Origin of the sequence: Erwinia sp. CGal63 (genome assembly GCF_037026505.1) — a bacterium.
In the GTDB taxonomy this organism is placed as follows: Bacteria; Pseudomonadota; Gammaproteobacteria; order Enterobacterales; family Enterobacteriaceae; genus Erwinia.
The window spans coordinates 744,834-765,783 of the sequence record NZ_JAKUMN010000001.1; the positions used below are offsets into that span (position 1 = coordinate 744,834).

Below are 20,950 nucleotides of genomic sequence, written 5' to 3' on the forward strand. Positions count from 1 at the left end.
AATGATTTGTATCCTTGCTGCAATACTGACATAATAGCCCGTTTTTTAACGGGCGGTGAGGATACGTGGTAAACGATTTTGCAGCAGACGGCGCGCTGGCGCAGGCCATTCCCGGATTTAAGCCGCGCGAGCCTCAACGGCTGATGGCGGAGGCGGTCGCAGAGGCGATCGACAACAAACGCGAATTAGTCGTAGAGGCAGGAACAGGCACCGGAAAAACCTATGCCTATCTTGCGCCGGCGCTACGATCGGGCAAAAAAGTCATTATTTCCACCGGCTCCAAAGCCCTGCAGGACCAGCTCTACAGCCGCGATCTGCCCACCGTCGCCCGCGCGCTGAAATATAAAGGGATGCTGGCGCTGCTGAAAGGCCGCTCCAACTATCTTTGCCTGGAGCGGCTTGAGCAGCAGTCGATGGCCGGCGGCGAGCTGGCGGCGCAGGCGATGAGCGACCTGGTGCATCTGCGCGGCTGGTCGAGCGAAACGGTGGATGGCGATATCAGCACCTGCGGCGGCGTCGCCGAAGACAGCCCGGTCTGGCCGCTGGTCACCAGCACCAACGACAACTGCCTGGGCAGCGATTGCCCGCTCTACCAGGACTGCTTTGTGGTAAAAGCGCGCCGGAAAGCGATGGACGCAGATATCGTGGTGGTCAATCATCATCTCTTTCTGGCAGATATGGTGGTGAAAGAGAGCGGCTTCGCGGAGCTGATCCCCGAGGCGGACGTAATGATCTTCGATGAGGCGCATCAGGTGCCGGATATCGCCAGCCAGTATTTCGGCCAGCAGCTCTCCAGCAAACAGCTGCTCGATCTCGCCAAAGACATTACCATTGCCTATCGCACGGAAGTGCGCGACGCCCAGCAGCTGCAAAAATCGGCCGATCGTCTGGCGCAGAGCGCGCAGGATTTCCGGCTGGCGCTGGGCGATCCCGGTTTTCGCGGCAATCTTCGCGAGGTGTTGAATAATCCCAATATCCAGCGTGCTCTGCTGCTGCTGGACGACGCCCTGGAGCTTTGCTACGACGTGGCAAAATTGTCGCTGGGCCGTTCCGCGCTGTTAGATGCGGCTTTTGAACGGGCGGCGCTCTACCGCGGCAGGCTGAAGCGGCTGAAGGATACTTCGCAACCTGGTTTCAGCTACTGGTACGAGTGCAACAGCCGTCATTTTGTGCTGGCGCTGACGCCGCTTTCGGTATCCGATCGCTTTCGTGAAGTGATGAACGAGCGGCCCGCCAGCTGGATCTTTACCTCCGCTACGCTGGCGGTAAATGAACAGATGACGCACTTTGTGGAAAGGATCGGTGTCGCCGATGCAAAAACTATGATCCTTAACAGCCCGTTTGATTTCGCCAGTCAGGCGCTGCTCTGCGTGCCGCGCAATCTGCCTTCGCCCAATCAGCCAGGCGGGGCCAGGCAGCTGGCGCGCATGCTGCTGCCGCTGATTGAAGCCAACAACGGCCGCTGCTTTTTTCTCTGTACTTCGCACCAGATGATGCGCGAGCTGGCCGAGCAGTTCCGCGCCATGCTGACTCTGCCCGTGCTGCTGCAGGGCGAAACCAGCAAGGGCGAGCTGCTGAAACAGTTTATCGCTGCGGGTAACGCAGTGCTGGTGGCGACCAGTAGCTTTTGGGAAGGTGTGGACGTGCGCGGCGACGCGCTTTCGCTGGTGATTATCGATAAGCTGCCGTTTACGTCGCCAGACGATCCCCTGCTTAAGGCGCGTATGGAAGATTGCAAATTGCGCGGCGGCGATCCCTTTGATGAGGTTCAGCTGCCGGACGCGGTTATCACGCTGAAGCAGGGCGTAGGCCGCCTGATCCGCGACGTCGACGATCGCGGCGTGCTGGTCATTTGCGATAACCGGCTGGTCATGCGCCCTTACGGCGCGGTTTTTCTGAACAGCCTGCCGCCGACGCCGCGAACCCGGGATATTCAGCAGGCGGTTGATTTCCTGCGGCCGCAGTAATTCCTCGCGCAGTATGCTATGCTGCGCGCCGAATTTTTTCTCCCGCCAGAGGTAAGTAGATCCATGCGAATTTTAGCTATTGATACGGCCACCGAGGCCTGTTCGGTCGCGTTGCTGAATAATGGCAAAGTCACGGCGCATTTCGAGCTGTGCGCCCGCGAGCACACGCAACGCATTCTGCCGCTGGTGCAGGCGCAGCTGCAGCAGGAAGCGATTGCCCTGAACGTGCTGGACGCGCTGGCGTTCGGCAAAGGGCCAGGCAGCTTTACCGGCGTGCGCATCGGCACCGGCATCGCTCAGGGGCTGGCGCTTGGCGCGATGCTGCCGCTGATCGGCGTCTCGACGCTGAAAGCGATGGCGCAGGGCGCGTGGCGGCTACAGGGCGCGACTCGCGTGCTGGCGGCAATCGACGCGCGCATGGGCGAGGTTTACTGGGCGGAATATCAGCGCGATGAGCAGGGCGTCTGGCAGGGAGAAGAGACGGAAGCGGTGCTGAAGCCGGAAGAGGCGCTGCAGCGCATGGCGCGGCTGGAAGGCGAATGGGCGATGGTCGGCACCGGCTGGCAGGCGCATCCGCAGCTGGCTGCCGACAGCGCGATTTCGTTACAACATACTGAAGTGCTGCTGCCCTGCGCGGAAGATATGCTGCCGCTGGCGGTGCTCGATCTGTCAGCAGGCAAAACCGCGCTGCCGGAAGAGGCCGAACCGACCTATCTGCGTAACGAAGTCACCTGGAAAAAATTGCCTGGCAGAGCCTGAACTCAGCAACTAATCGGCCCGAAAGCAGTCAAAGCTGATAGTGTCCCGGGAGAGTCTTATGCGTAATAAAAAGTTATTGCGGTCAGGTAGTTTACTGTTTATCGCGGTGCTGCTGGCAGGCTGCGCCAGCGTACCGGATTCCATTAAAGGCAGTTCGCCCACGCCGCAGCAGGATTTAGTGCGCGTGCTGAACGCGCCGAAGCTCTATGTCGGTCAGGAGTCGCGCTTCGGCGGTAAAGTGGTGAAGGTGACTAACCAGAACGGCTCAACCCGACTGGAAATCGCCGCGATGCGTCTGGACGACACCGGGCGTCCGCTACTGGGCAGCCCGTCCATCGGCCGTATCTACGCGGATATCAATGGCTTTGTCGATCCCATCGATCTCAATAACCAAATGGTGACGGTCGTTGGTACGATTAAGGGCACGGAAAAAGGCGAAATCGGGCAGGCGAGCTATCAGTTTGTCACCATAGCCGTAACGGGCTATCAACGCTGGCGTCTGACGCAGCAGGTGGTAGCGGCGCCGCCGCCAATGGATCCCTGGATCTGGTATGGGCCGCCGCGCGGTCGCCATCGTGGCGGCTACTGGGGGCCGCCGCCGGGGATGATGTTCTATAATCCAGGGCCGGCGGAAGTACAGACTATCCTTACTGAATAGCCTGAAAGTGAACTGTTGCAGACCCGACGGCGGTTTCCTGCCGCCGGGTTATTTTTTGTCTGGCCGGGACAATAAGAAATTAGTGATATGCTTCGCAACCTCAAAACGGAACGGCCCGTTAAACTGGTACGCTGAGTTAATATAATGTTAACAAATGGAGCGGCTGAGGGATTGCGATGACGACAAATATAAGTTTCAGAGGTGTTTCCTTGAATAAGGTCTGGCTCAACCGCTATCCCGCAGATGTTCCCGCAGAAATCGACCCCGATCGCTATCCTTCCCTGATCGACCTCTTTGAACATGCCGCTAAGCGGTATGCTGACAGGCCCGCCTTTATTAATATGGGTCAGACCATGACCTACCGTAAGCTGGAAGAGCGCAGCCGGGCTTTCGCCGCTTATCTGCAGGAAGGATTGGGGCTGAAGAAGGGCGATCGGGTTGCGCTGATGATGCCTAACCTGCTGCAGTATCCGATTGCGCTGTTCGGCATCCTGCGTGCGGGCATGATTGTCGTCAACGTCAATCCGCTCTACACGCCGCGCGAACTGGAGCACCAGCTTAATGATAGCGGCGCCAGCGCTATCGTGATCGTCTCCAACTTCGCGCATACGCTGGAAAAAGTAGTGGCGAAAACGCAGCTTAAGCATGTGATCCTGACGCGCATGGGCGATCAGCTCTCTCCGGCAAAGGCGACGCTGGTTAATTTCGTCGTGCGCTATATCAAACGGCTGGTACCGAAATACCATCTGCCGGGCGCTATCTCTTTTCGACGCGCGCTGCATGAGGGTTACCGAATGCAGTACGTCAGGCCGGCGATAGTCAATGAAGATCTCGCTTTTTTGCAGTACACCGGCGGCACGACCGGCGTGGCGAAGGGCGCGATGCTGACCCATCGCAATATGCAGGCCAACCTGGAGCAGACAAAAGCGACTTACGGCTCCCTGCTGAAAGCAGGCGAGGAGACTGTGGTCACCGCTTTGCCGCTTTACCATATATTCGCGCTGACGGTGAACTGCCTGCTGTTTATCGATCTGGGCGGCGCCAACCTGCTGATTACCAATCCTCGCGATATTCCCGGCCTGGTGAAAGAGCTGGCGAAAATCCGCTTTACCGCCATTACCGGCGTCAACACGCTGTTTAACGCCTTGCTGAACGACAAAGATTTCCAACGGCTCGATTTCTCCAGCCTTTCACTGTCGGCAGGCGGCGGCATGGCCGTGCAGAAAGCCGTCGCCGAACGCTGGGAGAAACTGACCGGACACTATCTGCTGGAAGGCTATGGCCTGACCGAGTGTTCGCCGCTGGTATCGGTAAATCCTTACGATATTCGCTATCACAGCGGCAGCATCGGTCTGCCGGTGCCTTCCACCGATATTCGCATTGTGGATGGTGAAGGCAATGAGGTGGCGCCGGGCGAGGCTGGCGAGCTATGCATCAAAGGGCCGCAGGTGATGCCGGGCTACTGGAATCATCCGCAGGCCACCGAGGAAGTCCTGAAAAACGGCTGGCTGCACAGCGGCGATATCGTCACCGTCGACGCGGAAGGATTTATTCGCATCGTCGATCGGAAAAAAGATATGATTCTGGTTTCCGGTTTTAACGTTTATCCTAACGAAATCGAGGACGTGGCGATGCTGCATCCAAAAGTGCGCGAGGCCGCCGCGGTAGGCGTGCCGGATGCGGTGGCGGGTGAAACGGTTAAGATCTGCGTGGTGAAAAAAGAGGCTTCGCTGACTCGCGAAGAGCTAATTGCCCACTGCAAAAAGCATCTGACCGGCTATAAAGTTCCAAAGATTGTCGAGTTTCGCGAAGAGCTGCCGAAAACCAACGTCGGTAAAATTTTGCGTCGCGAGCTGCGGGATAAGCTGCCTGAAAGCTAGCCAGTCGCGCCAGTCACTTCTACGCCGGTTAATCCGGCGTTTTTACTGAACCACACTGAGGCATAAGAAGCCGCAGCGAGAGGATCATTTTGAATTACACCATGATAACCACCAACGAGGCGCTGGCCGAAGTTTGCCAGGCCGCCCGTCAGGTTCCTGCCGTGGCGCTGGATACCGAATTTGTCCGCACCCGCACCTACTATCCCGGACTTGGCCTGATTCAGCTGTTTGATGGCGAGCAGGTTTCGCTGATCGACCCGCTGCCAATCACCGACTGGACATCGTTTCGCGAACTGCTCCTTGACCGAAACGTGATTAAATATCTTCATGCCGGTAGCGAAGACCTGGAAGTCTTCCTGCATGAGTTCGACGCGCTGCCTGAGCCAATGATCGATACGCAGATTCTGGCCGCTTTCACCGGCCGCCCGCTCTCCTGCGGTTTCGCGACCATTGTGGAATCTTTTACCGGCATCGCGCTGGATAAAAGCGAATCGCGCACCGACTGGCTGGCGCGCCCACTGACGGAGAAGCAGTGTCACTATGCTGCTGCCGATGTCTGGTATCTGCTGCCGATCGCGCAGAAGCTGATGGCAGAAGCGGAGACTGCCGGCAGGCTGGAAGCCGCGTTAAACGAATGTTCGCTGCTGTGCCAGCGTCGTCGTACCGTGGTTGCGCCGGAAGAAGCTTACCGTGAAATCGCCAACGCCTGGCAGCTGCGTCCTCGCCAGCTTGCCGCGCTGCGTCTGATGGCCGCCTGGCGGCTGGAGCTGGCGCGCGAAAAAGATATGGCGGTAAACTTTGTGGTGCGTGAGGAAAACCTGTGGAAAGTAGCGCGCTTTATGCCAGGTTCGCTGGGCGAGCTGGACCATCTGGGCCTGAACGGGCAAGAGATCCGTTTTCACGGCAAGGCGCTGGTGGCGATGGTGGCGCAAGCGAATGAGCTGCCGGAAAGCGAACTGCCGGAACCGCTGGCTAATCTCATCGACAATCCATCCTACAAGAAAGTCTTTAAGGCGCTGAAGACGCTGATAGCGGAAGCGGCGGAGAAAAATGGCGTCAGTCAGGAACTGCTGGCCTCACGGCGGCAGATTAACCAGCTGCTGAACTGGCACTGGAAGCTGAAACCGGTAAAAACGCCGGAGCTGCTTGACGGCTGGCGGGGCAATCTATTGCGCGACGCTATCCTGGCGCTGCTGGCGGATTACTAAAAGACGCGGGCTCTCCCGGCCCGTTTCCCCTGTAACCACACAGGGGAAAGAGAGGCGAGGCGGAGAGTCATTTCGTGGTTTCTTCTGCCTCGGGCAGCGTCACGTTAAGCTCAAGAATGGAAATATCGTCATCTTTCTGATCCAGCTTGACGCTGAGCATCTCCGGATCGATCTTCACATATTTACAGATAACTTCCAGCAGGTCTTTTTTCAGCTGCGGCAGATAGTGGGGCTCGGCGTCGCCCCTCCTGCGCTCCGCCACAATAATCTGCAGCCGTTCCTTGGCTATATTGGCTGTGCTTTTTTTACGGGATAAAAAGAAATCAAGTAAGGCCATGTTTTATCCCCCAAACAGGCGTTTCAGGAAACCCTTCTTCTCTTCTTCGATGAAGCGGAAGGGACGTTCTTCGCCCAGCAGGCGATCGACGGTATCGGCATAGGCTTTGCCTGCGTCGGACTCGGTATCCAGAATCACAGGTTCGCCCTGGTTGGAAGCGCGCAGGACGGACTGATCTTCCGGAATAACGCCAGCCAGAGGAATACGCAGGATCTCCAGCACATCCTCCATGCTCAGCATATCGCCACGGCTGACGCGACCCGGGTTATAGCGGGTCAGCAGCAGATGCTCTTTAATCGGATCCTGGCCATTTTCCGCACGACGGGATTTGGAAGAGAGGATGCCGAGGATACGGTCAGAGTCACGAACGGAAGAGACTTCAGGGTTAGTGGTGATGATCGCTTCGTCAGCGAAATAGAGCGCCATCAGCGCGCCGGTTTCAATGCCAGCCGGCGAATCGCAGACGATAAAATCGAACGCCATCTCGGTTAAATCATTGAGCACTTTTTCCACGCCTTCACGGGTCAGCGCGTCTTTGTCACGCGTTTGCGAGGCGGGCAGGATATAAAGGTTTTCGGTGCGCTTGTCTTTAATCAACGCCTGATTCAGCGTGGCGTCACCCTGGATGACGTTAACAAAATCGTAGACTACCCGACGCTCACAGCCCATGATCAAATCGAGGTTACGCAAACCGATATCGAAATCGATGACGACGGTTTTTTTACCTTTCTGGGCTAAACCGGTAGCGATGGCCGCGCTGGACGTGGTTTTGCCCACGCCTCCTTTACCCGATGTAACAACAATAATGCGTGCCATATAATAATTTCCTTAAGAAAAGAAAGGCTTGTGAGCCTGGCTCAGTTCAGTGTCTGTATAGTCAGAGCGCCATCTTTTAAGCAAAGACGTGACGCTTTTCCAAAAAATTCAGCAGGGATTTGGTCCATAATCCAGTACTCACCGGCAATGGAAACCAGCTCTGCTGATAAATTCGTGCAAAAAATCTGGCAGTCACGATCGCCACCGGCACCGGCCAGCGCGCGACCGCGCATCATGCCGTAGATATGAATATTGCCGTCGGCGATCAGCTCGGCACCTGCGCTAACGCTGCTGGTGACGATCAGGTCGCTGTTTTTAGCGTAAATTTGCTGGCCGGAACGAACGGGGGCATTAATCACGCGCGTTCTGGCCGCCGGAACCTCTACAGGTTTTACCGGTTCGGCTGCGGGTTTCTGCTCTTTGCCTTCAGAAAGCAGCGGCAGGCCAGCTTTGGCGATCTCGCGCTTAAGCGCGTCATCCCTGCAGCCGCTGACGCCGACGATAAGAAGACCGGTTGAGGCGATGGCCTGCTGCATCTGTCGCCAGTTGACCTCACTGGTGAGCGTGGAGACGTTCAGCACGACTGGCGCGTTTTTCAGGAAAGCGGGAGCCTGACTGACTTTATCCTGAAGCGCCTGACGTACCACATCCGCATCGTGGTGATGTAAGTGAACTACAGACAGAGTAAAACTGCTGCCCTTTAACTCGATTGGCGTTTGTGACATCTGTCCCGCTCAGTCCTGTTATTTCAAATCCCGGCGAAAATATCCCCATCAGGGTGACAGTTAATCGCGCCAGGACGATATTCCGAAGTTCAGCAAGCATGTTATAGTTACAGCTATATTCAGGCAAGCCACCGACCAGGTTAATTCGAGTAAAAAATATGTTTTGTGTGATCTACAGAAGTCCTAAACGTGACCAGACTTATCTCTATGTTGAAAAAAAAGACGATTTTTCACGCGTGCCTGCCGAACTGCTTCAGGGATTTGGCAAACCTCAGCTGGCCATGGTACTGCCGCTGGATGGCAGTAAACGTCTGGCTAATGCGGACCAGACTAAAGTGAAGGAAGCGCTGCTTGAGCAGGGCTATTATTTACAAATGCCGCCGCCGCTGGAAAGTCTGCTTAAGATGCATCTGGAAACGAGTAAAAAAGATTAATTAGGAATCATCTGTAAGCTATTTTCCCACCTTTGTTCTTTCCCGCCGAAAATAACGGTCGGCGGGCAGCACTATAAAAGGGCGCCTTCATGAAGCAATCCTTCCTTACCTCGATAATTTTCTCCCTGCTGCTGGCCGGATGCGCCAGCCAGAACAGCAAGGCACTTGAGAAGAAAACGGCGCCGACGTCGCCCCAGCAGAAAACGACTCTCGCCGCCACCGGGCGCGATCCTGCAGAGTTTCCCGGCTATGTCGAACAGCTTAAGCGCCAGGCGCAGGAGCAGGGCATCGATGCCGCGACCATTGACACCGCCTTCAGTAATATCCATTTCGTCGATCGCGCCATCTCCGCCGACCGTAATCAGTTAGAGAAGAAAATTACTCTGGACGACTACCTGACGCGCGTGCTGCCAGAGTGGAAAAAGCAGCGCGCACGCGAAAACTTTCAGCAATATCTGCCGCAGCTGCAAAAGGTCAGCCAGCGCTATGGCGTCCAGCCGGAATATATAGTTGCGCTCTGGGCAATGGAGAGCAGCTTCGGCAAAATTCAGGGTAAGGAAGAGGTAATCTCGGCGCTGGCGACGCTGGCTTTTGAAGGGCGTCGCGAAGCGTTCTTCACCAAAGAGCTGATGGCCGCCCTGCAAATTATCCAGCAGCAGCATATCAGCGCGGCGGAGATGAAAGGCTCCTGGGCCGGCGCGATGGGGCAAAACCAATTTATGCCTTCCTCTTTCCTGCGTTACGGCGCGGACGGCGACGGCGATGGACGTATCGATATCTGGAACAATCTGGACGATGTCTTCGCCTCGACGGCGAATTACCTGGCAACGGAAGGCTGGAAAGCGGGCGAAAGCTGGGGACGGGAAGTCATTCTGCCGGTGGATTTCGTTAAAACGCAGGCCGGACTGAAAACCGCGCAGGCGAAAACGGCAGGCGAATGGCAGAAGCTGGGCGTGCGTTTCAACAGCGATACAGCGCTGCCGGACAACGGCCAGCGCGCCTGGATTATTCTGCCTGACGATGCGCCGGGCCGGGCATTTATGGTTTACGACAACTTCCGCGTTATTATGCACTGGAACCGTTCATATTATTTCGCCATCAGCATCGGCATGATGGCCGATGCCATCTCTCAACAGGATGTGGTCCGCTGACCACTCACGTAAACAGGCAGGGGAAGAGTATGTATCAGCATCATAACTGGCAGGGCGCTTTGCTGGACTATCCGGCGAGCAAAGTGGTGTGCGTAGGCAGCAACTATGCCAAACATATTAAAGAGATGGGCAGCGCGACGCCTTCAGAGCCGGTACTGTTTATCAAGCCGGAAACCGCGCTATGCGATCTTCGCCAGCCGCTGTCGATCCCGAAAGATCTGGGCGCGGTTCATCACGAAGTGGAACTGGCGGTGCTGATCGGCGCTACGCTGAAGCAGGCTACGGAAGAGCATGTGGCGAAAGCGATTGCCGGCTACGGCGTGGCGCTGGATTTAACGCTGCGTGACGTGCAGGCGGGCTGTAAAAAAGCGGGCCAGCCGTGGGAAAAAGCCAAAGGCTTCGATAACTCCTGCCCGGTTTCCGGCTTTATTCCGGCCAGCGAGCTGGGCGCGGATCCGCAGAATATTGAGCTAAAGCTGGTGGTTAACGGCGAAGTACGGCAGCAGGGTTCTACCGAAGATATGATCCATAAAATCCTGCCGCTAATTGCCTATATGAGTAAATTTTTCACGCTGCGTGCGGGCGACATTATCCTGACCGGCACGCCGGAAGGCGTTGGCCCGATGTTCTCCGGCGATACGCTGGAAGTGTCGCTGGGCGGACGCGGTGTGGCGACGCGCGTGCTGTAAAGCTTGCAACCGAGGCCCGAACTGTTTATAAGGTGCGGGCTTTTAATCAAACAGGACGGCAAAATGAGCGATACCCCTTTCTGGCAGCAAAAAACGCTGGAGCAAATGAGCGACGAGGAATGGGAATCCCTGTGCGACGGCTGTGGTCAGTGCTGCCTGAACAAACTGCAGGATGCCGACACGGATGAAATTTACTTTACCAATGTCGCCTGCAATCAGCTGAATATCAAAACCTGCCAGTGCCGCAACTATGAGCGGCGTTTCGAGCTGGAAGAGGACTGCATCAAACTGACGCGCGATAATCTGCCGACCTTCTCCTGGCTGCCGCCGAGCTGCGCCTATCGCGTACTGGCCGAAGGCAAAAACCTGCCGATCTGGCATCCGCTGCGCAGCGGCAATAAAGCGGCGATGCATGCCGCGCGTATCTCTGTAAGGCATATTGCCGTGAGAGAAAGCGAAGTGCAGGACTGGGAGGATCACATCATTAATAAGCCGCGCTGGTACGGTAAGTAGCTTGATCTCTGTGTAGTTGAGTTCACAGCAGACGAAAAATCCATTCCGGCGAGCGCCACTTCTTGAAATCAGGCGGAACCTTTCCGCCAGCTTGCCGATTTTCAACGCCTTATCATCAAGATCCTTTCTGTTGTTTGGCTTAATAAAGAAAGCGATCTGGTTCCATATAAAAACGGTAGCCAGCCAGAAAAGCGTTTTGCTGGTCGAGCCGATTAAAAATAACGTTCTGTTATTACTCTATCCTGAAAGCTTCTAAAAAAGAAAGCGGGCTTCAGTGTTATCACTGTCTGGTAAAAGTTCGTTGGCGTGGAACAGAGTAAAATAAGAGACACGCGGCATTTCTGATGAACATGAAATAATTTAGCGATTATACTTGCCCAGGCTAATCTGTTAATCACTTTAATGCTGGCTCAAAGGACAAAAAAATGAAAATTTCCTCTCTTACCCTGGCCTTCGCGCTCTTTCTGCCATCGTTCGTTTATGCCGATGCGCAATGCGGCCCTTTTCATCTGGCTGGCCAGGCCGCAGATGGCGGCTGGCTGACGGTTGATGGCCAAAAAGTTAAACAGCGGAAAGTCACTTTTCTCAAAGAGAAAGGCGATACCGATAACGTAAAAATGCACTGGACGGTGGCCGCGACGAAATTCTCCGGTAACTATGCGATGGATTATCTCAGTAAAGCTGGAAAAGCGACGCTGGAGGTGGAGATAGTGCGCAGTAGCCGCAGTCAGATAAAACTTTCTGGCTCTTATGACTGTCAGCGTTCAGATTAAAACCCTGCTTCGCTCAATATCTTATCTGGCTGTTTGCTATGCTTAAAGTCTTTACCCTACAGTGGAGGTAAAGCAATTATGCACCGCAGAAAATTTATCGGCGCCGGTAGCGCGCTGGTGGCGCTTTCATTAATGACGCCAACCGCTTCGCGCGCTGCGCAAAATCCCGGTCGTGAGACGATAAAAACACGGGAAACGGCTAATCCCACATTGCAAATTAAAGATATTGTTATTGGTGCCGGCCAGCCCAAAGTTATCGTTTCCACAACCAGCGAGAACGCGCAACAAACGCTGCAGTATATTGACTCGATAGCGGACAGAAATGATTTCAACGTCCTTGAATTGCGGATTGACGCGCTGGAAAACGGCACCAACGCGACCGCGACGGCGAAGTTAACGCAACAAATCTCCTCGCGGCTGGGAAATAAGCTTTTACTGGTGACCTTTCGCACCAGCGCGGAAGGCGGTAAGAAAACGATTAGCGATCGGGAATATGCCGCGCTTTACCGCACCTTGCTGGAGCAGGGAGAGTTCGACCTGCTGGATATCGAAATGTTTCGTGACAAAGCGCTGACGACGCCGTTAATTACGCTGGCACATAAAAAAGGCCGTTATGTCATTCTCTCCAGTCACGAACTGCACTCGACGCCTTCAGCTCAAATCATAGTTTCTCGCCTGCGCGAGCAACAGGCTCGCGGTGCGGATATTTTAAAATTTGCGGCGATGCCGCAAGGCCCGGCGGATGTTTTAACGCTGCTTAATGCCACGCTGGAGATGCATCAACGCTATGCGCAGCGGCCACTGCTCACGATGTCGATGGGAGAAACCGGCGTGCTGTCGCGAATGAGCGGTGAACTGACCGGATCGGCGCTGACGTTTGGCATGATTGGCGACGCTTCCGCATCGGGTCAGGTCGCCGCAGAAGATCTGCATAATGTACTGGGCGTGGTGCATAAGGGCATGGCTTCCTGAAGGCGCAGCCACAGGCTTATCGCCACGATCTGCATTGCAGAGCGTATGACAAGGCCTGTGGCTGCAAAACCTGTAATGGCGGAATTATGAAGTGACTGTCACGGTCGAGACGGCGGTAATCACCTGATTGGAGGTGACCGAAGCATCAACGGCGGCGAGCTGGCCTTTAATGACGCAGCGATACTGTCCCGCATCGCCGGCAGTCACGGAAGCCTTGCTGTACTCTGCCTTGTTGGCGCTGGCAATAGTCGTCCACGTGGTGCCGTTGGTCGATTTTTGCCACTGGTAGCTTGCCGCATCCTTAGCCGCGACGCTCAGGGTTAAGGTGCCGCCTGCGGCAACGGAAACCGCAGTCGTTGGCTGCGTGGCGATTTGCGGCGTAAAGGCGTAGTAAGGCATCGCGTATTCAATGCCGTTGATGTTGATACGCATCCACTGCCGCGGTTTGGACTGCTCAACCGGGACGGCCGAAGAGGCCTGCGAGCGGGTGCTGATGCCGGCGACGTCATCCTGGGCGCCAAAACCGGCCAGACCGTTATTCATCGACATACGAGCTTCTGCCGCCACGCCGTCCGGCGCTGCGCTCTGCGTGACGCCAGACGGCGTGAACTTCGCCCAGCTACCGTTCTCGCTACGCATTTCACCGGTGCCGCGAACGTGCACGCCATATTCTCCGATGGTGGCAGGCAGCTTGATCCAGAGGCCCGGCAGCACGGCATTATATTGCTGGGCAATATACTGTACCTCGCTGATGCCCGGCGTGCCTTCCATCCAGTAGGTGACTGCCGGAACCGCTCCTGCGCCTCGCGCTACATGGATATGCAGCGTACCGGCAGAACGATCGTTCTCGATCGGCATAGCCGTATCGCCGCCGATGCTGCCGTATCCGCTACGGCAGTCCACCTCGATCTTCCAGTGGGTACCGGTTTTCGGCATCTGGAAAGAGCCGATATTCAGCCAGCGCTGGTTGCTGTCGATAGTGCCGCGCAGCACGCCGCTCAGCCACTGCGCGCGCAGCGGGTGATCCAGATAGGTGCCGGTGTTCTGAAACAGCGACATGCCCATTTCATACGCGGAGAGTTTGGCGACGATATCGCTGCCGTCCGGGTTCTTCGGATAGCTGAACCACGTTGCGCTGCCCGGTGTCGACGTCCGGTCGTACTGAACTCCGGTCGGGTTTGACCATTGCGACATAATGACGCGGGAATTATAGAACACGGCATCGTAGGTACTGGATTCAATGCTCAACGCCTCAATCAGCCACTGGCCGTTGTTGATATCCATCGGCACCGCGCTATGTTCAATCCAGCCGTTGCGGATCAGGCCCTGGCCATGACGCGGGATCCAGATAGCCGGCGCATAGCAGTACTGGAAATTAAACTCGGAAAGTTCAATCGCCGTAGAGTGATCCCAGGCGCCCGCAGGGCGATTGCTCCAGCCTACCTTCACGACCGGCCCCGCCACGCGACTGCAATAAATCTGGGTGAATTTGCTGTCGAGGCTGTCCAGATAGTAGATAGCCGCTTCGCCCGTATTGCTGGCTTTAAAGTAAGAGACGTTGGCAAAAGTGCCGCCCACGCATTCGTTAGTGATAAACGGCTGTTTGTTGGACGCGGTATCGTTAAACACGCCTGGCGTGGCGCCAATCAGCATATTGGTGTTTTCATCCTGCTTCACCGTTTGCTGGCCATCCCACTCGATGCCGTAGAGGGAAAAGTAGCGGTGGTTTAGCGCCAGTACGGCCGAAGCTGATTTGTCAGAGACAATACGCGTGCCGATCTGCTTGCCGAAGCTGGTGGTCACGCCGCGCATGACGAAATCGCCTGCGGCGAAATAGCCGCTTGGGTTATAGGGTAATTCCGTATTGCTGGCCGGGATTTTATCGCCATAGCGGCGCAGATCGAGCGGCTTAACCAGATAGGTGCCGGCGCCAAAACGGATACCGACTTTAGAAGAAAGGCCGCTGGTAAAGCCGCGGGCGAAGCTGCCGTTCATAAATTCATGCATCGCCTTAACGGCAGGCGCGCAGTCAACCGTGCCGCCCGGAACGGCGCCGAAATCATGTACGGTCAGCGCCTCGATCTCCTTCTCCCGACGCCAGTGCCAGGCGCCGCCATTGCTGGCAATGAACCCGCCGTCGTCAGCGGCCGCCGCCAAGTAGCCGGTAAACCAGCCGCTGCCGAATTTTACGGAACGGTCTGCGGTGGCCTGGGCGTTCCAGGAGGTTAAAAAAATGCGCTCGCCGTCGTTTGCCGGCTTACGGCTACGCAGTGCGGCGAAAGAAGCGACTTCGGTGGAAATAGTGGTGTCAGCCATAGTGTCATATCCTTTAAAAGTGAGTTATTAACTGTATGTTTATACAGTATCTGCACTCTATGCCTTTGTCAGGGGAATGACAATATAATTTTTCTTTTTATTTCATGAAGTTAAGTGAATATCTCGTTACGAGTTAATCAGGGGCGGTATAGTCACGATGCTCTTTTTCGGGAAAGTTAGTATGTTGAGGAGGAGAGACGGGCAGGGAAAAAGGGGAGCGCGCTTTGATTGAGGGGATCGATCTGAAGAATCCCCGATCGTTGGCTGCCAGATCGGGGAAGAGGGTTGCTCAGGGTCGCAGCTGCCCTACCGGACTGGTGCCGCCCGGCATGCCAGAAGGCTGCTCATGGTTGCCCGGCGGTGGCGGCGGTGGACTGTGGGTATCTTTAGCGCCCCAGTGCGCGCAGCCTGCAAGCAGACTAATCGAGAAAGCTAAAGAGAGAGCTAACAGAATGCTTTTCATAAGATCCCCTTTTACAGCAAAGTGTCATTGAAGCGTAGCCGTTGCGCCTCAGACTGACAAACCTGCGTTGGGAAAGGGTAAACTGCGGCCGCGCCAGCACGGCCGCAGGCTTAGCGTGAAAAAAGCTCGCGTTTTTTAGGCGGGAAAAACTGCGCGAGCAGCACCAGCAGCGCAACAAGCAGATAAGCGGCAAAAATAATCACCATCCACTGCGGCATGCTCAGGGAAAAGAGCGACCACTGATTCTCCGCGCAGTCGCCGGTGGCGACAAAGACAGAAGGCAGCCATTTATCCAGCGGCAGCCACTGTGGAAAGCGGGCGGCAAAGTCGCAGGTAACAAACGGGTTAGGATGCAGCTGGATCATGGTGTGCTCCCAGGCAAGGCGCACGCCTTCTACGGCGCTATAGAGCCAAATCAGGATAGCGACCCAGCGCAGCGGCGTTTTCGGCGCGATAGCGCCAACCAGCGCGGCACCTAAAATACCGAACAGCGCGCAGCGCTCATAGATACACATCACGCAGGGCTTAAGCAGCATCACGTGCTGAAAATAGAGCGCCACCATCTCCAGCATAAATGCTGTCAGGGCCATTAATAGCCAGGCGCCTCGCCCGCGAGAACAGCTATTCAAATATTGCAGCATAATCAATCCCTGTAATAAGCGTTGAACCGGCAGTGTAAACCAAAAGACCTGCCGTGCCAGCCACTATGGGGTAAATTTACCTTGTTGAAAACGCTCAGGACTAAACGCAGTGTAAATAAATGTATCGCCTTAGCGTACAGCAGAAAGCGCGCTTTCAGAAAAATTGCGATATCGACGGCGTTACGCTGCCGCCAGGCTAGGTGACGACGATGCCATCTGGTATGATGAGCCGAAATTTTGCAGTCATGAACGCAACGGAAACAATACGCTATGGTCATTAAGGCGCAGAGCCCTGCGGGTTTCGCTGAAGAATATATTATTGAAAGTATCTGGAACAGCCGCTTCCCGCCGGGATCGATTTTGCCCGCTGAACGCGAATTGTCAGAGCTGATCGGCGTTACCCGCACCACGCTGCGCGAGGTTCTGCAGCGGCTGGCGCGCGACGGCTGGCTGACTATTCAGCACGGTAAGCCGACAAAGGTTAATGACTTTTGGGAAACTTCGGGGCTGAGTATTCTGGAAACGCTTGCCCGCCTCGATCACGACAGCGTGCCGCAGCTGATCGACAGTCTGCTCTCCGTTCGTACCGATATCTCCTCCGTATTTATCCGCCGCGCGATCCGCCTTCATCCTGAAAAGGCGCAGATGGTGCTGGCTGCCGCGCAGCACGTCGAGGACAAGGCGGAAGCCTATACCGATCTGGATTACACCATTTTTCGCGGGCTGGCTTTCGCTTCCGGCAATCCTATCTATGGCCTGATCCTTAACGGCCTTAAAGGGCTCTATACCCGCGTGGGTCGTCACTACTTTTCCAATCCGGAAGCTCGTCGCCTGGCACGCGACTTCTATTTGCAGCTGCTCTCGCTGTGCAAACACCAGCAGCTGGATAAAATTGTGGAAACAGTGCGCGACTACGGCCACCGCAGCGGAGAAATCTGGCACGGGATGCAAAACAGTTTGCCAACGGAAACAGGCCTTCGCCGCTAGCTGATACAGGGCTCACAACAAAAAGCTGGCTTTTCTTAGCCGGCTTTCAGACTGCTGATAATCCTGGACAGCTCCTGAAGTTTGGCTTTTTTTGCAGCAATACGGCCGCTTCTCAGCGGCAGGGGCTGAGCGGATAAGCGGACCGTTTGGCGCAGGGATGCGCCAACCGAGCCTCCAGGGACGGATTCACGGCGTGTCCGTGTTCCGCTCTGCCTCTGCTGCTCTGTCACTGATTTAAACGCGACCAGGGATTTATCAACAACAAAAAGCCGGCTTTTTTAGCCGGCTTTTCACCTTAAAGCTTTATAGCGAGGAAGGGCGCGGCGGACAGCGATCGAGGATTTCCGTACTGCCGTCGTCGTTTTGCTGCTCAAGATGCACATCGAAACCCCAGAGGCGATGCACGTGCTTCAGCACTTCACGGCGGCTTTTGTCCAGTGGCGCGCGGCTGTGCGGCACGTAGCGTAGCGTCAGCGAACGGTCACCACGCAGGTCGACGTCGTAAACCTGAATGTTAGGTTCCAGGTTGCTCAGGTTATATTGCGCAGAAAGCTGCTGGCGAATCGCCCGATAGCCCGCTTCGTCATGGATGGCGGCGATTTCCAGGAAATTGTTGCGATCGTCGTCCATCACCGTAAAGAGCCTGAAGTCACGCATCACCTTTGGCGACAGGAACTGACTGATAAAGCTCTCGTCTTTAAACTCGCGCATGGCGAAATGCAGCGTCTCCAGCCAGTCGGAACCGGCGATGTCCGGGAACCAGTAGCGATCTTCTTCCGTTGGTTCCTGACAGATGCGTTTAATATCCTGGAACATAGCGAAGCCCAGCGCATAGGGATTGATACCGTTATACCACTGGCTGTTATAGGGCGGCTGATAGACCACGTTGGTATGGCTGTGCAGAAACTCCAGCATAAAGCGCTCGCTGACTTTGCCTTCGTCATAGAGGTGGTTGAGGATGGTGTAGTGCCAGAAAGTCGCCCAGCCTTCGTTCATTACCTGGGTCTGCTTCTGTGGATAAAAATACTGGCTGACCTTGCGTACGATACGCAGAATTTCACGCTGCCAGGACTCCAACAGCGGCGCGTTTTTCTCCATAAAGTAGAGCAGGTTCTCCTGCGGTTCGCTGGGGTAGCGCGCGGCTTCCGCATGGTGCGTTTCCGCCTCACGACGCGGCAGCGTGCGCCACAGCATATTCACCTGGCTCTGCAGATACTCCTCGCGGCTGCGCTGGCGGGCTTTCTCCTCCTGCAGCGAAATTTTTTGCGGGCGTTTATAGCGATCGACGCCGTAGTTCATCAGCGCGTGGCAGGAGTCCAGCAGCCGTTCGACTTCCTCTACGCCGTAGCGCTCTTCGCATTCGCTGATGTAGTTACGGGCGAAGATCAGATAATCGACGATAGAGCTGGCATCTGTCCAGCTGCGAAACAGATAGTTGTTTTTAAAAAAGGAGTTATGACCGTAGCAGGCATGCGCCATCACCAGCGCCTGCATCGTGATGGTGTTCTCCTCCATCAAATAGGCGATACAGGGATTGGAGTTGATCACGATCTCGTAAGCCAGCCCTTGCTGACCATGCTTATAGCGCTGTTCGGTTTCGATAAATTTTTTACCGAACGACCAGTGAGCGTAATTAATCGGCATCCCGACGCTGGAGTAGGCATCCATCATCTGTTCGGAAGTAATGACTTCGATTTGGTGAGGATAGGTATCCAGCCGGTAGAGTTTGGCGACGCGGTCGATCTCCTGCAGATAAACATCCAGCAGATCAAAGGTCCAGTCTGGTCCGTCACTGAGTCGTTGGCTGTTCTTAACAGACTCATCAAAGATAGTCGTCATAGCGCACCCCTTTTTTAAAACCGGTTTTCGACGTTACCCAGGTAGCGGCAAATATCCGTTTTTATTGCGACCCGCCGTGACTTAACCGTCGTCGAAGCAGGTCTGGAATTGAAGCCAGTCACTCAATGATAGTTCACTCTCTCCGATCGCTCTGGCGAATACAACGGAAATCTTCGACAGAAAATAGAGCCGAAACCAAAAAATAATTTTAACGTCAGGCAAAGCGCGCTAATTAAGAATTCAGACAGAATAATATCCTGTATATAAGCGGAAAGTATGGCGTAATAATATTCTGCTGCCGCCGCGCGTAATTGGCCCTGTGGCGATTATTTGCTGCTGCGGAGCGGATTAATGCAAGATTTAACTCCGATTTAACCTCGGCATCTTGTTTTTATTCCCCTTCAGGGTAAAAAAGAGGGGCATTATCTTTGCGTGTCGTGCGGCAGCTTTTTACACCGCATCGGTCGCAGATATCCAGCGTAATCATCTTTATAACCGGCTGTGGGGTAGCGATGCGAGTTGTCATTCTGGGAAGTGGCGTGGTGGGCGTGGCCAGCGCCTGGTATCTGGCCCAAAGCGGGCATGAAGTCACGGTTATCGATCGTCAGCCCGACGTGGCGCTGGAAACCAGCGCGGGCAACGCCGGGCAAATCTCTCCTGGCTATGCCGCGCCCTGGGCCGCGCCGGGCGTGCCGCTGAAGGCGGTGAAATGGATGTTTCAGCGCCACGCGCCGCTGGCGATCCGACCGGACGGCAGCCGTTTCCAGCTGGCATGGATGTGGCAGATGCTGCGCAATTGCGATATGCGCCACTATCAGGAAAACAAAAGCCGCATGGTGCGCATCGCCGAATACAGCCGCGACTGCCTGAAGGCGTTGCGCCAGCAAACGGGCATCGCCTATGAAGGCAGACAGGGCGGTACGCTGCAGCTTTTTCGTACCGCGCAGCAATATGAAAGCGCCACCAAAGATATCGCCGTATTAAAAGAGGCGGGCGTTCCTTATCAGCTGCTGGAAGCCAGCCAGCTGGCCGAAGCGGAACCGGCGCTGGCGGCAACGCAGCATTTGCTGACCGGCGGTCTGCGTCTACCCAACGACGAAACAGGCGACTGCCAGCTTTTTACCCGACAGCTGGCGGAAATGGCGAAAGCGGCGGGGGTGACTTTCCGCTTCAATACGCCGGTCGACGCGCTGCTGCAGGAAAATAACAAAATCGTCGGCGTGAAGTGCGGCGCGGAAATCGTGACGGCGGAAGCGTACGTGGTGGCGTTCGGCTCTTACTCGAAGGCGCTGCTGAACGATATCGTCGATATTCCCGTTTATCCGCTGAAAGGCTATTCGCTGACTATCCCGATTAAAGATCCCGAGGCGGCGCCGGTTTCCACCGTACTGGACGAAACCTATAAGGTCGCCATCACGCGTTTTGACGACCGCATCCGTGTCGGCGGCATGGCGGAAATCGTCGGCTACAACACGAAACTGCTGCCCGCGAGGCGCGAAACGCTGGAAATGGTGGTGCGCGATCTCTATCCGCAGGGCGGCCATATCGAACAGGCAACCTTCTGGACCGGCCTGCGCCCGATGACGCCTGACGGTACGCCGATCGTCGGCCGCACGCCGTTGAAAAATCTTTACCTGAATACCGGTCACGGAACGCTCGGTTGGACAATGGCGTGCGGCTCCGGCCAGCTGCTTTCTGATATCATCTCGGGACGCGCACCGGCGATCGCCGCTGATGATTTATCGGTTATGCGCTATCTGCCCGGCTTTGCCCCGACCGCAGGTCATGTTCTGCACGGCGCACGCTAGAGTTTCCGCTTATC

At 55.7% G+C, this 20,950-nt stretch carries 20 protein-coding genes; 13 read left to right on the forward strand and 7 right to left on the reverse strand.

Annotated features, from left to right (window positions below; all coding sequences use genetic code 11):
* Positions 1-65 precede the first annotated feature (65 nt).
* From MKZ79_RS03330 to rnd, 5 genes are all read left to right on the forward strand, one after another.
* The gene (locus MKZ79_RS03330; protein ID WP_336140168.1) at positions 66-1,967 is read left to right on the forward strand and encodes an ATP-dependent DNA helicase; all 1,902 of its coding nucleotides are present in this window, start codon (positions 66-68) and stop codon (positions 1,965-1,967) included.
* Between the two features lie 63 nt (positions 1,968-2,030).
* Positions 2,031-2,726 carry a tRNA (adenosine(37)-N6)-threonylcarbamoyltransferase complex dimerization subunit type 1 TsaB gene (gene tsaB / locus MKZ79_RS03335; RefSeq protein ID WP_336140169.1) on the forward strand — a complete coding sequence of 232 codons (696 nt, stop codon included), beginning with the start codon at positions 2,031-2,033 and terminating at the stop codon, positions 2,724-2,726.
* 58 nt (positions 2,727-2,784) lie between these two features.
* Complete coding sequence (locus MKZ79_RS03340) at positions 2,785-3,384, forward strand: Slp family lipoprotein (RefSeq protein WP_336140170.1); 600 nt, start codon at positions 2,785-2,787, stop codon at positions 3,382-3,384.
* Between the two features lie 209 nt (positions 3,385-3,593).
* The gene (gene fadD, locus MKZ79_RS03345; protein WP_336140171.1) at positions 3,594-5,264 is read left to right on the forward strand and encodes a long-chain-fatty-acid--CoA ligase FadD; all 1,671 of its coding nucleotides are present in this window, start codon (positions 3,594-3,596) and stop codon (positions 5,262-5,264) included.
* A gap of 101 nt (positions 5,265-5,365) precedes the next feature.
* On the forward strand, positions 5,366-6,472 hold the full coding sequence (gene rnd / locus MKZ79_RS03350; RefSeq protein ID WP_336141337.1) for a ribonuclease D: 1,107 nt from the start codon (positions 5,366-5,368) through the stop codon (positions 6,470-6,472).
* A gap of 67 nt (positions 6,473-6,539) precedes the next feature.
* On the opposite strand, the gene minE is transcribed toward rnd, so the two are convergent.
* Genes minE through minC form a run of 3 tightly spaced genes read right to left on the reverse strand, consistent with a single transcriptional unit; the run spans position 6,540 to position 8,350 of the window.
* The gene (gene minE, locus MKZ79_RS03355; RefSeq protein WP_336140172.1) at positions 6,540-6,809 is read right to left on the reverse strand and encodes a cell division topological specificity factor MinE; all 270 of its coding nucleotides are present in this window, start codon (positions 6,807-6,809) and stop codon (positions 6,540-6,542) included.
* A 3-nt stretch (positions 6,810-6,812) separates the two neighbouring features.
* The gene (minD, locus tag MKZ79_RS03360) at positions 6,813-7,625 is read right to left on the reverse strand and encodes a septum site-determining protein MinD (RefSeq protein ID WP_336140173.1); all 813 of its coding nucleotides are present in this window, start codon (positions 7,623-7,625) and stop codon (positions 6,813-6,815) included.
* Between the two features lie 41 nt (positions 7,626-7,666).
* A complete protein-coding gene (gene minC, locus MKZ79_RS03365) occupies positions 7,667-8,350 on the reverse strand; it encodes a septum site-determining protein MinC (RefSeq protein ID WP_336140174.1) in 684 nt (227 codons plus the stop codon).
* A gap of 158 nt (positions 8,351-8,508) precedes the next feature.
* Here minC and MKZ79_RS03370 point away from each other — a divergent pair, with 158 nt between their 5' ends.
* The 6 genes from MKZ79_RS03370 to aroD all read left to right on the forward strand — a co-directional run bounded on the left by MKZ79_RS03370 (position 8,509) and on the right by aroD (position 12,882).
* Complete coding sequence (locus MKZ79_RS03370; RefSeq protein WP_336140175.1) at positions 8,509-8,784, forward strand: YcgL domain-containing protein; 276 nt, start codon at positions 8,509-8,511, stop codon at positions 8,782-8,784.
* A gap of 89 nt (positions 8,785-8,873) precedes the next feature.
* Positions 8,874-9,935 carry a lytic murein transglycosylase gene (locus MKZ79_RS03375; RefSeq protein WP_336140176.1) on the forward strand — a complete coding sequence of 354 codons (1,062 nt, stop codon included), beginning with the start codon at positions 8,874-8,876 and terminating at the stop codon, positions 9,933-9,935.
* A 29-nt stretch (positions 9,936-9,964) separates the two neighbouring features.
* Complete coding sequence (locus MKZ79_RS03380; protein ID WP_336140177.1) at positions 9,965-10,624, forward strand: fumarylacetoacetate hydrolase family protein; 660 nt, start codon at positions 9,965-9,967, stop codon at positions 10,622-10,624.
* Positions 10,625-10,687: 63 nt separating this feature from the next.
* Entirely contained in the window at positions 10,688-11,137 is a 450-nt protein-coding gene (locus MKZ79_RS03385) for a YcgN family cysteine cluster protein (protein WP_336140178.1), read from the forward strand.
* Between the two features lie 425 nt (positions 11,138-11,562).
* Positions 11,563-11,910 (forward strand): hypothetical protein, encoded by a 348-nt coding sequence (locus tag MKZ79_RS03390; RefSeq protein WP_336140179.1) that lies wholly within the window; start codon positions 11,563-11,565, stop codon positions 11,908-11,910.
* A gap of 78 nt (positions 11,911-11,988) precedes the next feature.
* Complete coding sequence (aroD, locus tag MKZ79_RS03395; RefSeq protein ID WP_336140180.1) at positions 11,989-12,882, forward strand: type I 3-dehydroquinate dehydratase; 894 nt, start codon at positions 11,989-11,991, stop codon at positions 12,880-12,882.
* 84 nt (positions 12,883-12,966) lie between these two features.
* Here aroD and MKZ79_RS03400 read toward each other — a convergent pair whose 3' ends face one another.
* The 3 genes from MKZ79_RS03400 to dsbB all read right to left on the reverse strand — a co-directional run bounded on the left by MKZ79_RS03400 (position 12,967) and on the right by dsbB (position 16,302).
* Positions 12,967-15,198, reverse strand: a complete 2,232-nt coding sequence (locus MKZ79_RS03400) for a hypothetical protein (RefSeq protein ID WP_336140181.1) — start codon at positions 15,196-15,198, stop codon at positions 12,967-12,969.
* Between the two features lie 289 nt (positions 15,199-15,487).
* Entirely contained in the window at positions 15,488-15,661 is a 174-nt protein-coding gene (locus MKZ79_RS03405) for a hypothetical protein (RefSeq protein WP_336140182.1), read from the reverse strand.
* Positions 15,662-15,771: 110 nt separating this feature from the next.
* Positions 15,772-16,302: a disulfide bond formation protein DsbB gene (gene dsbB / locus MKZ79_RS03410; RefSeq protein ID WP_336140184.1), complete on the reverse strand. Its 531-nt coding sequence runs from the start codon at positions 16,300-16,302 to the stop codon at positions 15,772-15,774.
* Positions 16,303-16,572: 270 nt separating this feature from the next.
* On the opposite strand from dsbB, the gene fadR reads away from it, so the two are divergent.
* Complete coding sequence (fadR, locus tag MKZ79_RS03415; protein ID WP_336140185.1) at positions 16,573-17,289, forward strand: fatty acid metabolism transcriptional regulator FadR; 717 nt, start codon at positions 16,573-16,575, stop codon at positions 17,287-17,289.
* 303 nt (positions 17,290-17,592) lie between these two features.
* Here fadR and MKZ79_RS03420 read toward each other — a convergent pair whose 3' ends face one another.
* Positions 17,593-19,128, reverse strand: a complete 1,536-nt coding sequence (locus MKZ79_RS03420) for a SpoVR family protein (protein ID WP_336140186.1) — start codon at positions 19,126-19,128, stop codon at positions 17,593-17,595.
* Between the two features lie 512 nt (positions 19,129-19,640).
* Here MKZ79_RS03420 and MKZ79_RS03425 point away from each other — a divergent pair.
* Positions 19,641-20,936 (forward strand): D-amino acid dehydrogenase, encoded by a 1,296-nt coding sequence (locus MKZ79_RS03425; RefSeq protein ID WP_336140187.1) that lies wholly within the window; start codon positions 19,641-19,643, stop codon positions 20,934-20,936.
* Positions 20,937-20,950: the final 14 nt, after the last annotated feature.

What these genes read in the sequence shown, in the direction of transcription:
- tsaB (WP_336140169.1), top strand. Translation starts at nt 2,031, where the DNA reads ATGCGAATTTTAGCTATTGATACGGCCACCGAGGCCTGTTCGGTCGCG.
- MKZ79_RS03340 (WP_336140170.1), top strand. Translation starts at nt 2,785, where the DNA reads ATGCGTAATAAAAAGTTATTGCGGTCAGGTAGTTTACTGTTTATCGCG.
- rnd (WP_336141337.1), top strand. Translation starts at nt 5,366, where the DNA reads ATGATAACCACCAACGAGGCGCTGGCCGAAGTTTGCCAGGCCGCCCGT.
- minE (WP_336140172.1), bottom strand. Translation starts at nt 6,809, where the DNA reads ATGGCCTTACTTGATTTCTTTTTATCCCGTAAAAAAAGCACAGCCAAT.
- minD (WP_336140173.1), bottom strand. Translation starts at nt 7,625, where the DNA reads ATGGCACGCATTATTGTTGTTACATCGGGTAAAGGAGGCGTGGGCAAA.
- minC (WP_336140174.1), bottom strand. Translation starts at nt 8,350, where the DNA reads ATGTCACAAACGCCAATCGAGTTAAAGGGCAGCAGTTTTACTCTGTCT.
- MKZ79_RS03370 (WP_336140175.1), top strand. Translation starts at nt 8,509, where the DNA reads ATGTTTTGTGTGATCTACAGAAGTCCTAAACGTGACCAGACTTATCTC.
- MKZ79_RS03375 (WP_336140176.1), top strand. Translation starts at nt 8,874, where the DNA reads ATGAAGCAATCCTTCCTTACCTCGATAATTTTCTCCCTGCTGCTGGCC.
- MKZ79_RS03380 (WP_336140177.1), top strand. Translation starts at nt 9,965, where the DNA reads ATGTATCAGCATCATAACTGGCAGGGCGCTTTGCTGGACTATCCGGCG.
- MKZ79_RS03385 (WP_336140178.1), top strand. Translation starts at nt 10,688, where the DNA reads ATGAGCGATACCCCTTTCTGGCAGCAAAAAACGCTGGAGCAAATGAGC.
- MKZ79_RS03390 (WP_336140179.1), top strand. Translation starts at nt 11,563, where the DNA reads ATGAAAATTTCCTCTCTTACCCTGGCCTTCGCGCTCTTTCTGCCATCG.
- aroD (WP_336140180.1), top strand. Translation starts at nt 11,989, where the DNA reads ATGCACCGCAGAAAATTTATCGGCGCCGGTAGCGCGCTGGTGGCGCTT.
- MKZ79_RS03400 (WP_336140181.1), bottom strand. Translation starts at nt 15,198, where the DNA reads ATGGCTGACACCACTATTTCCACCGAAGTCGCTTCTTTCGCCGCACTG.
- MKZ79_RS03405 (WP_336140182.1), bottom strand. Translation starts at nt 15,661, where the DNA reads ATGAAAAGCATTCTGTTAGCTCTCTCTTTAGCTTTCTCGATTAGTCTG.
- dsbB (WP_336140184.1), bottom strand. Translation starts at nt 16,302, where the DNA reads ATGCTGCAATATTTGAATAGCTGTTCTCGCGGGCGAGGCGCCTGGCTA.
- fadR (WP_336140185.1), top strand. Translation starts at nt 16,573, where the DNA reads ATGGTCATTAAGGCGCAGAGCCCTGCGGGTTTCGCTGAAGAATATATT.
- MKZ79_RS03420 (WP_336140186.1), bottom strand. Translation starts at nt 19,128, where the DNA reads ATGACGACTATCTTTGATGAGTCTGTTAAGAACAGCCAACGACTCAGT.
- MKZ79_RS03425 (WP_336140187.1), top strand. Translation starts at nt 19,641, where the DNA reads ATGCGAGTTGTCATTCTGGGAAGTGGCGTGGTGGGCGTGGCCAGCGCC.